The 9,298-nt window shown below is 62.8% G+C and carries 9 protein-coding genes; 6 read left to right on the top strand and 3 right to left on the bottom strand.

Annotation, left to right across the window (positions count from 1 at the left end; all coding sequences use genetic code 11):
- Positions 1 to 12: 12 nt before the first annotated feature.
- Complete coding sequence (locus tag PQQ53_RS30870; RefSeq protein ID WP_408154052.1) at positions 13 to 1,128, bottom strand: AI-2E family transporter; 1,116 nt, start codon at positions 1,126 to 1,128, stop codon at positions 13 to 15.
- Between the two features lie 259 nt (positions 1,129 to 1,387).
- Between PQQ53_RS30870 and PQQ53_RS30865 the strand changes: the two genes are divergently transcribed.
- From PQQ53_RS30865 to PQQ53_RS30850, 4 genes are all read left to right on the top strand, one after another.
- Complete coding sequence (locus PQQ53_RS30865; protein WP_408150653.1) at positions 1,388 to 2,602, top strand: DUF2863 family protein; 1,215 nt, start codon at positions 1,388 to 1,390, stop codon at positions 2,600 to 2,602.
- 215 nt (positions 2,603 to 2,817) lie between these two features.
- Positions 2,818 to 3,696 carry a response regulator transcription factor gene (locus tag PQQ53_RS30860; protein WP_408154040.1) on the top strand — a complete coding sequence of 293 codons (879 nt, stop codon included), beginning with the start codon at positions 2,818 to 2,820 and terminating at the stop codon, positions 3,694 to 3,696.
- A gap of 111 nt (positions 3,697 to 3,807) precedes the next feature.
- Entirely contained in the window at positions 3,808 to 4,482 is a 675-nt protein-coding gene (locus PQQ53_RS30855; RefSeq protein WP_408150657.1) for an energy-coupling factor ABC transporter permease, read from the top strand.
- A 165-nt stretch (positions 4,483 to 4,647) separates the two neighbouring features.
- Positions 4,648 to 5,301: a BspC domain-containing protein gene (locus tag PQQ53_RS30850; protein WP_408150659.1), complete on the top strand. Its 654-nt coding sequence runs from the start codon at positions 4,648 to 4,650 to the stop codon at positions 5,299 to 5,301.
- Positions 5,302 to 5,418: 117 nt separating this feature from the next.
- On the opposite strand, the gene PQQ53_RS30845 is transcribed toward PQQ53_RS30850, so the two are convergent.
- Complete coding sequence (locus tag PQQ53_RS30845) at positions 5,419 to 6,573, bottom strand: M14 family metallopeptidase (RefSeq protein WP_408328380.1); 1,155 nt, start codon at positions 6,571 to 6,573, stop codon at positions 5,419 to 5,421.
- A gap of 35 nt (positions 6,574 to 6,608) precedes the next feature.
- Positions 6,609 to 7,391 carry a peroxide stress protein YaaA gene (yaaA, locus tag PQQ53_RS30840; RefSeq protein WP_408150663.1) on the bottom strand — a complete coding sequence of 261 codons (783 nt, stop codon included), beginning with the start codon at positions 7,389 to 7,391 and terminating at the stop codon, positions 6,609 to 6,611.
- Between the two features lie 57 nt (positions 7,392 to 7,448).
- Here yaaA and PQQ53_RS30835 point away from each other — a divergent pair, with 57 nt between their 5' ends.
- Both PQQ53_RS30835 and PQQ53_RS30830 read left to right on the top strand, forming a co-directional pair.
- Complete coding sequence (locus tag PQQ53_RS30835) at positions 7,449 to 7,946, top strand: putative toxin-antitoxin system toxin component, PIN family (protein ID WP_408150665.1); 498 nt, start codon at positions 7,449 to 7,451, stop codon at positions 7,944 to 7,946.
- 150 nt (positions 7,947 to 8,096) lie between these two features.
- Positions 8,097 to 9,269, top strand: coding sequence for a pyridoxal phosphate-dependent aminotransferase (locus PQQ53_RS30830; protein WP_408154032.1), 1,173 nt, complete (start codon positions 8,097 to 8,099; stop codon positions 9,267 to 9,269).
- Positions 9,270 to 9,298: the final 29 nt, after the last annotated feature.

The following is a 9,298-nucleotide window of genomic DNA, read 5'->3' as shown; positions in this document are numbered from 1 at the left end:
CTCAATGTTTATTCAAGGCGCCTTTTCTATGCGGCGCGGTTCATTGACCGCGGGCTCCTTCAGATCGGGCGCCAACGCACGGGCGCCCGGCGAGCCGATCGTCCAGTCGTGGAGCACGGTGTACGCAACCGCCAGCAAAGTCGGTCCGATGAAAACGCCGAGGAAACCGAAAGCCAACGCGCCGCCTAGAATACCCAGCATCACCAGAATCAGCGGCATGTCACTGTTCTTGCCTATCAGGATCGGCTTGATGACATTGTCGGACATGCCGACAGCTAGCACGCCCCACACGACCAGAAAGATCGCCCACCCGGTCTCACCGCCGTGATACAGCCAGATCGCAGCAGGCAGCCACACGATCACCGGGCCGCCCGGTATCACAGACAGGAAAAATGTCGCCAGTCCAAGCAGCGCCGGAGCCGGCACCCCCGCGACCCAGCAACCAAAACCCGCCAGGACCCCTTGCACGAGCGCGGTACCAAGAATCCCGTAGACCACCCCCTTCACCGTGCTGCCCGCCAGCGCCAACAGATAGTCGGCGCGTTCGCCGGTGATGCGCCGCATCCCCGCATTGAGCCACGCAGCCGCTCCCTCTCCGCCGGTATAAAAAAAGAACGCTAGCACGATGCTCAACGCCAGCAAACCCAGACCGTGCGTCACAGCAATCGCCGCCGCCAGAATCCACTTGCCGGCCGGTGCCGCGAGCGTGCGCAACTGAGCGATCAGTTCCGAATTGCCGCTGGTCAGACGCTCCCAGAAGGCCTGGATATTCGAACCAATCAGCGGAATCCGAGCGACCCATGGCGGGAGCTCAGGCAAGCCATCCTCGAATAGCCTTTGCACCAGCGCAACGATCTCGTGAACGTGTGCGCCGAACGCAAAGCCCGCATAGACGAATGGCCCCAGCACGACCACCAGAATGATGAGCACGATCAAAGTGGCGGCCAATTTGCGCCGCCCACCGACCGCGGCGGTGAGCCGCCGGTAAAGCCCCCAGGAGCTATAACTGAGAATCGCGCCCCACAGCAAGGCGGTTGTGAAAGGCGCCAGCACCAGCAGCGAGCCGCCCACCAGAATAATCAGCGCGAATACAGCGGCAAGACGTTCGATCAGTTGGTCTGATTTCACGACGAATCTCCTATTGCGCCAAACCACGGCGGCAAATTGACCTACGCTTGTCAGGCGCCCCACTGAACGCCGTCAGTATAGAAGCGAGTCCCGTCCTCGGGGGTGTCTTATACCATCCGGCCGAGGCGATGTGCGGCCCGCGCGACAGACTGATTTTTCGTGTGGAAACGTCCTAATCCATCCGGCATTGCCGGCCAAACAATATGACGGCATAGAAAAGACTAGAATATAAGGTTCTCTGCCCCCCAATTCCGGATTTATGCGCTCGCGAATCGCCAAACGTCTCCCCCCCGATGCCGACAAGCTGGTCGGTCTCTCGCTCGCGCTTTTCGCGTCGGGCAGCCGCACTGAGGACCGCTTCTGGGAAGCAAAGCTCGATGCACTGCTCGCCAGGATCGTCCGCAACGCCAACCAGACCACGCTGGACGCCGCGCTCGATCATCTGCAGCAGAATCATCCCGATGCCTACGGCGCGCTCGCCGATATGGCAGAAACCCACAGCGAATCGTTCGTGATCGAACATGACGGCGTGTCTTATGAAGCGCTGCTGATCGCTGCGCCCGTGCTCGCCTGGACCCGCTACATGATTCCGTCCGGCCCGCTCAAAGCCGAGGCGGCCGACGCGCTGCGCGCGCACCTGCAAGCACACGTGCTCGCCGCCGACACCCGCGTCGCGATGGCGCCGTTCCTGTACAGCATCGATCAGCTGCCGCGCCATCACGTCGAAACGTGGCGCCTCGCCCAGCAGCTGGCTCAGGTGGCGATGGGCGGCGGCAACGTCAAGCTCAATTTCAACGAACTGCCGGAAACTTCGCCGATTCTGGCCGACCCGCGCTTCCTGCTCGCCGTCGTCGCGGCGCCGGTGGGCGAGCCGACGTTCCGCTGGCAGGAAGAAGAGCACGGCAGCCGGATCGAGCGCGGCCAATGTCTCGAACAATGGACGACCCAAGGCGGCGCCAACCTGTCGCTGGTGCTGCCGGGCTGCGAATTCGAGTGTCTGTTGCCGGATGCATACTACTCGGCCTGCCGCGACGCCGACGAAAGTGTGCGCCCTCACACGGTGCGGACCGCCGTGCGTTATCTATTCGACACAATTGGAGCCGCGCCGCAGGAGTTGCGTGCGGTTGTCGCGGGGTTCGGTGAGCGCCGCATCGACGAATACCGCGTCGGCTTCACGCGCCGGGGCAGCAATGACGTGATTTACGGCGTCGTGTGGCCGCTGTACGGCCGCGAGAACGGTGAACCTGGCATCGACGAAGAACCGCAGGAGAGCTCAGCGTCCGACGATCCGCTCGAGGAAATCGTCGCGCTGCTCAAGGAGACCGGCGTCACCGACGTGCGGCGCCATGCGGGACGCTTCGAGCCGGAATATTGCGATGACTGCGGCGTACCGCTTTATGCGGATCCGCTCGGCGAAATCGTCCACGCCGAAATGCCCGAGGACGCGGAGCCCGCGCAGCCGCATTTCCATTGAGCATAAGCGCGGCGGTGCCGCGCATTGCCCGAGAGAGAAAAAGCCCCGCTCAGCGGGGCTTTTTGTTTGATTGCGCATGCTTCTTATGCCTTTCGGACAGGCCGTCAAACGGGAGGGAATTTGTCATCATAGACATGGCGACGCATTGCATGTGTCTGGCTCAAGCGCCGGACGGATACGTCGCGCCACCTCGCCCGATTCATCTGGAGACATGCATGAGATTCTCGATACTCAACTCAAACGCTGAACGACGTGATGGACTCAAAGCATTACTGCGGCAAATCGACCGACTGGCGCGCTTTACCGAAGCCCAGGATTGGCGCCAGATCGAACGCACCTTCAGGCGTCACCGGCCCGACCTGCTCGTGATCGACTGGCAGGACTGGATGACAATCGCGGATGCCCGCGAACTGCTCAGCCACTACCCCGATCTGCGCGTCGCAGTGCTAACCGACGACATCTCGCCGATCATCGTGCGAGCGCTCATGGATGAAGGCGTGCTCGGTGTCGTGCCGCGCGATACCGATCCGTGTCTGATTGTGCGCGCCTTCGAAATGGTGCTGCTCGGCGGCCACTACGTGCCGCCTGGCGCGCTCGCCCTCGATCCCCCGCTGCCACCGGATACCGCCATCCGCGTGTTCGATGCGAAGAATCCGCCGCCACGCCGCAATCGGCTTTCCAGCGGACTGTCGCCGCGCCAGGAGCAGATCATGCGCTGCGTCCACATGGGCAGTACCAACAAGATGATCGCGCGCACCCTCGGCATCAGCGAGGGCACGGTCAAGATCCACCTGACCAGCATATTCCAGCAACTCGGCGCACCCAATCGCGCCGCCGCGGTCGCGCTTTACAACGGCTGGCTGACGAACCATCTGCAGGTCTTGTGCAACAACGGCGAAGGCTCGACGCGTCCGGTGATGGGACAAGCCGGGGTCATTCCGCTGCGGCGTCACCAACGGCGGCGCTTCCAGTATCCGTTGCCCGCCAGCGACACGCCCCCCTCACTGCCGATGGCGGCCGAGCCCAGCACACCCTACGGCGACGCACCAGCCGCCGGACTACCGTCGAAGCCACTCACACCCGGTTCGGCATGAGGTTCGTGACCACGCGCGCAGCGGCCTGAACACGCCCTCGAAGGCAGCGTTTGTATCGGCTGGCATGGAATCCGCTCACACCTTTTCTCGTCCAACGAGTAATATGGATACATGGGTTTCCTCTACACACCGCTTCCGTTCTGGGTCGCTGTCGGTGGCTGGATCGCCACTGCGATAGTGGTCGCGCTCGCGCTGTGGAAAAATCCTTTCAAACGACTTCAGGACGGCACACTGCAGCATGTCTGGCTTGCGATCATCGTCGCAGTGTCGGTGCTGTGGGCGAGCAATGCCTGGCTCGACGACGGCACCGTGATGCACCTGCTCGGCGCCACGCTCTTCGTCACGCTATTCGACTGGGCGCTGGCACTGATCGCGATGGCAGTCGTCACAGGTATTGCCGCCGTGGTCTTCGATGCGCCCTGGCAGGGCATCGCGCTAACATTCCTCGTGTACGGCGCGGTGCCTGTCGGCATCTCGACTCTGCTCCAGCGCATCAGCATCGCCTGGCTTCCGCGCAACCTTTTCATGTTCATCTTCGGCCAGGGTTTCGTCTCGCCCGCCATTGCCGTGTCGCTCACCGCAGCGGCGGCGCTCGGCGTCCACATCGCGCTCGCCGATGGTTCAACGACAGTGGTGCCCGCCGGCTACGCGTTCAGCGTGTTTCTGCTCGCCACCGGCGAGGCCTGGTTCACCGGCATGTCGACCGCGTTGATTGCCGTCTACCGCCCCGCGTGGGTCACCACGTATGATGTGCGCCGATACCGGCTGGGCGGCCCTCGCACCTGACACCGGCGATTCTTTAACGGGTGGCCGCAGTCGGCCGCGTAGGCATACCGAACCTACCGAAGCCGCGCACCGGCACAGGACAAAATTATTTGTGTCAGGATTGAACTCCCTGCTCCCGGCGGGCATCTTACTTGCCTCATATCCTCTTCGCGTCTAAAGAACTAGATGGATCGCACCAACGTCCCGCGCCGATTGCTGCGGCTGGTCGGCCGGTTGGCGACAGTTGCAGCGAGTTTGTCGCTCATCTGCGCCGCTCCCGCATTCGCCGATCAACTCGAACAGCACAACGATCTCGTCAACAAATTTGTCAGTGACCTGCACGCCGACCCGCTAGTCGCGGACTGCGCGGCTCACGGCGACTTTGTCGCCGGCACTTCGACCGCCTTCGACCATGTCGATTTTCCACCCAGTTCGTTCGACAGCGCGCACGCGTCGGTCACGCCCTGGAACGATTCGTTCGATGAAGGCAAGCAGCGCGTCAAGGTCGACAACATCGTCATCGTCGAAGGAATCGGCGTCCGTCAGAACGGGGAAGGCGACCCTACCCCGCTGAAATTCCGCTGCGGCTATGTCGGCGCCCAGATGCTCGCGTTCAGCTGGAATGATCCTGTGCCGCCGGCTCGCGCGCGCAGTGCGGAGTCGTCAGGATTGCCGGCCGCGTCGGGCAAGCACAAGAGCACCAAGGGCAAGCACTCCTCGAGCGGCAAAACGACGAAGAAGGCGATCTCGAAGCCGTCCAAGACAAGCTCGGGCAAGTCGTCGAAAGCGACGTCGAGTAAGTCGACCGCCAAAAAACCTACGGCGAAAAAGAAGAACTGATGACGGGCGCCGCTGCGGCGGCATCGACTCATCCGCTCGCGCCGCCACGGATAGTGGCGGCCCAAAGAAAAAGAGGCCCACGCGTCACCGTGCGCCTCTTTTTTCCCAGCGTTCGTTTCAGGCAAACGTCTCCACGTGCCGCAAAATCGCCTGCAACATCGCGGCGCCAAGCGACGCACTGCGCTCGCCGTTCCAGCCCACCCGCTCATCGGGTAGATTGGCGTTGTCCTTGAACGGCATCTCCAGCGTCAGTGACAGGCAGCCGAATTGGTTGCCGATGTACTTCGACGCGAGCTTCAGCGCATCCTCGCGATACTTGCTCGCGGCATAGCCGTACTTGTCCTGGAAATCAGGACTCGCGTGCTTGAATGCGTCGATGAACGCCTTCTGCTCCTGACCTTGCCGTTCGGTGAAACCCGGCAGCATTTCGGAACCGGCCACGAACACATAGGGCAGCGCTTCGTCCCCGTGAATATCGAAGAACAGGTCGCAGCCGGTCGCGTGAATCGCGTCGCGCACCAGCAGCACTTCAGGACTGCGCGCGGCGTCCGGCTCCATCCACTCGCGATTCAGGTTCGCACCGGTCGCGTTGGTGCGCAGATTGCCGTGCACGCTGCCGTCCGGATTCATGTTCGGCACGATGTAGAACACCGCGTGATCGTAGAGTTTGCGCGCGACCGGATCGCCCGCCCAATCGCCCCAGCCCACGAGGCGTTTGACGAGACCTTCGATAAACCACTCGGCCATCGTCTCGCCAGGATGCTGACGCGCGATCAGCCAGATCTTCTTCCTGGGCGTCTCGCCGGTTTGCGGCGTGCCGAGCGTGAGCAGCGACATCGGCCGGCCTTCGACGCTCGTGCCCAGTTCGGTGAGCGTGGCCTGCGGCATCTGCTGCACGGCACCGAGAAACTCCGAATGACGCTCTTCGCTATACGGCTCGAAATACGCGTAGTAGATGCGATCGAAATCCGGCGTGTGATCGATCGTCAGCACGCGACCGTCGTACGCGGTCGGGACGCGAAACCAGTTCACCCGGTCATAGCTCGCCACCGCCTGATAGTCGCGCCAGCCTTCGGCGAACGCGCACGCGGCGGCATTCTCGAAAGTCATCACGCAGCGCGTGCCCGCCGCGCCCGACACGCGGAAATAGAACCATTGCGCAAACTCGGCGTGGCTGTCCGGCCGCACGCGCAGACGGATATTGCCGGCGTCCTCGCAGGACAACACTTCAATTGCGCCGGCGTCGAAATTGCTCGTAATCGATAACGTCATGATGTTCTTCCCTGCCTCCCTGCACGGTGCAACGCTTATTCAGCGACGCGGCGGCGGAATACGTAAGTGGAATCGTTCGAAGCCGCGGCGTCGAACCCATAGCCTTCGGCGTCGAATGCCTTCAACTGCTCGGGCCGCTCGAGGCGGTTTTCCACGGCGTAGCGCGCCATCAGGCCGCGCGCGCGCTTTGCATGGAAGCTGATGATCTTGTAGCGGCCGCCTTTCCAGTCTTCGAACACCGGCGTGACGACCGGCGCATCGAGCAGTTTCGGCTTGACCGACTTGAAGTACTCGCCCGACGCGCAATTCACCAGCACGCGCGACGCCTTGGCGTTCTTCTTCATTTGCGCATTCAACGCCTGCGTGATGCGCTCGCCCCAGAACGCGTACAGATCCTTGCCGCGCGGATTGGCGAAACGCGTGCCCATTTCGAGCCGGTACGGCTGCAGCAGATCGAGCGGACGCAGCAAGCCGTACAAGCCGGACAGCACGCGCACGTGATTCTGCGCATAGTCGAGGTCGGCCGACGAAAGCGTCTTCGCGTTGAACCCTTCGTACACGTCGCCATTGAATGCGAGCACCGCCTGCTTGGCGTTGTGCGTGCCGAACTGGGGCGACCATTCGGCGTAACGCTGGAAGTTGAGATGCGCGAGCTGATCGGAAATGTCCATCAGCGAAGCGATCTGCGCGGGCGACAAACGGCGCAATCCACCGATCAGTTCGGCCGCGTCGTCGACGAAATCGGGGATCGTGTGCTTGCTGACGTGCGGCGGGGTTTCGTAGTCGAGCGATTTCGCCGGCGACAGAACGATTATCATAGAGGCTTGCAGGCACGCCGTGCCTGGCGGTCAAAGACGAAAGCCAGATTGTAACGAATGCCCGGTTCCCATGCCTCACACGGCGCTTTGCGCGTCGTCCTCGATTCCAATGTATGGATCGATATTCTCGTGTTCGACGACCCGCACACGCGGCCGATCGCGGCCGCACTCGAAAGCGGCGCGCTGGCCGCGCTGATCGACGCGCGCTGTCTCGCCGAACTCACTTTTGTGCTCGACTATCCGCAATTCGTGCATCGGAACGTGGACAAGGCCGCCGCGCTCGCGGTCGTCGCACGTCTCGCGCAACTGGTCGAACCCGCTGCACCGGCGGAGGACGCCAAGCCCTTGCCCAAATGCAAAGACCGCGACGACCAGAAGTTCCTCGAACTCGCGCACGCGGTGCAGGCCGACTGGCTGGTGTCGAAAGATCGCGCGGTGTTGAAGCTCGCGAAACGGATCGCGCGCGACTTCGGCTTCCAGATCGCGCAGCCGGCGCCGTTCGTCGCCGCGCTCGGCGCTTCGATGAGCGCCGCCGGCGAGCCCGCACCCGCATGACTCCGACGCCATGACATCCTGGCCAAACGGCCAACGCGGAGCCCGTGGCGCGCACAGAGCGCCGCGATTCCCTACAATCAGGCTTCGTCCTTGTCGACGGCTCCGTTCGTCGATTTCGCCAACCCACTCGCCCACGCTCCGGACAGCGCCATGAATGCACCGCACGATACGCCCATGAGTCCCTCGTTTCCGTCTCGCCTGCCGAACGTCGGCACGACGATTTTCACCGTGATGAGCGCGCTCGCCGCCGAGAAAGGCGCGGTGAATCTGGGCCAGGGCTTTCCCGACTTCGGCTGCGATCCGCGCATTGTCGACGCGGTCGCGAACGCGATGCGCGACGGCCATAATCAGTACCCGCCCATGGCCGGCGTCGCACCGCTGCGTCAGGCTATTTCGGACAAGATTGAGAACCTGTACGGCCGCCGCTACGACGCCGCGAGCGAAATCACCGTGACGGCAGGCGCGACGCAAGCATTGCTCACGGCAATTCTCTGCACCGTCCATCGCGGCGACGAAGTGGTCGTGATCGAGCCGACCTACGACAGCTATCTGCCGTCGATCGAACTGGCCGGCGGCAAGCCGGTCTTCGTCACGCTCGAAGCGCCCGACTACGCGATCCCGTTCGACAAACTCGCCGCCGCGATCACGCCAAAAACACGGCTGCTGCTGATCAACACACCGCACAATCCGACCGGCACGGTGTGGCGCGCGGAAGACATGCGCAAGCTCGAAGAGATCGTGCGCGGCACCAACGTGCTGATCCTGTCCGACGAAGTGTATGAGCACATGGTCTACGACGGCGCGCCGCACGAAAGCGTCGCGCGTTATCCGGAACTCGCGCAGCGCAGTTTCGTGGTGTCGAGCTTCGGCAAGACCTATCACGTGACGGGCTGGAAAGTCGGCTACGTGGCGGCGCCCGCCGCGCTCACCGCCGAGTTCCGTAAGGTTCACCAGTTCAACGTGTTCACGGTCAACACACCGATGCAGATCGGCCTCGCCGACTACATGAAAGACCCGGCGCCGTATCTCGACCTGCCGGCGTTCTATCAGAAAAAGCGCGACTTCTTCCGCGCGGGCCTCGCGAATTCGCGCTTCAAGTTGCTGCCGTGCACGGGCACCTACTTTCAGTGCGTCGACTATTCGGCGATCAGCGATCTGCCCGAAGCCGAGTTTGCGCAATGGCTGACTGGCGAGATCGGCGTCGCGGCCATTCCAGTCTCGGCCTTCTATCACGAGGCGCACGAATCGGGCGTGGTGCGCTTCTGCTTTGCCAAACAGGAAAGCACGCTCGCCACCGCGCTCGACCGACTGGCGCGGCTCTAGGATGTCCCGCGCGATGCTGCGAACGAACC

It is taken from the genome of Paraburkholderia strydomiana (genome assembly GCF_046030495.1).
GTDB lineage: Bacteria > Pseudomonadota > Gammaproteobacteria > Burkholderiales > Burkholderiaceae > Paraburkholderia > Paraburkholderia strydomiana_A.
Note: the sequence above shows the minus strand (reverse complement) of the source record. Positions and strands in the feature narration are given on the sequence as shown.

Excerpts from the sequence above, each read along its gene's own strand:
- PQQ53_RS30850 (WP_408150659.1), top strand. The coding sequence starts at position 4,648 with ATGGATCGCACCAACGTCCCGCGCCGATTGCTGCGGCTGGTCGGCCGG.
- yaaA (WP_408150663.1), bottom strand. The coding sequence starts at position 7,391 with ATGATAATCGTTCTGTCGCCGGCGAAATCGCTCGACTACGAAACCCCG.
- PQQ53_RS30845 (WP_408328380.1), bottom strand. The coding sequence starts at position 6,573 with ATGACGTTATCGATTACGAGCAATTTCGACGCCGGCGCAATTGAAGTG.
- PQQ53_RS30865 (WP_408150653.1), top strand. The coding sequence starts at position 1,388 with ATGCGCTCGCGAATCGCCAAACGTCTCCCCCCCGATGCCGACAAGCTG.
- PQQ53_RS30835 (WP_408150665.1), top strand. The coding sequence starts at position 7,449 with ATGCCCGGTTCCCATGCCTCACACGGCGCTTTGCGCGTCGTCCTCGAT.
- PQQ53_RS30855 (WP_408150657.1), top strand. The coding sequence starts at position 3,808 with ATGGGTTTCCTCTACACACCGCTTCCGTTCTGGGTCGCTGTCGGTGGC.
- PQQ53_RS30830 (WP_408154032.1), top strand. The coding sequence starts at position 8,097 with ATGAATGCACCGCACGATACGCCCATGAGTCCCTCGTTTCCGTCTCGC.
- PQQ53_RS30860 (WP_408154040.1), top strand. The coding sequence starts at position 2,818 with ATGAGATTCTCGATACTCAACTCAAACGCTGAACGACGTGATGGACTC.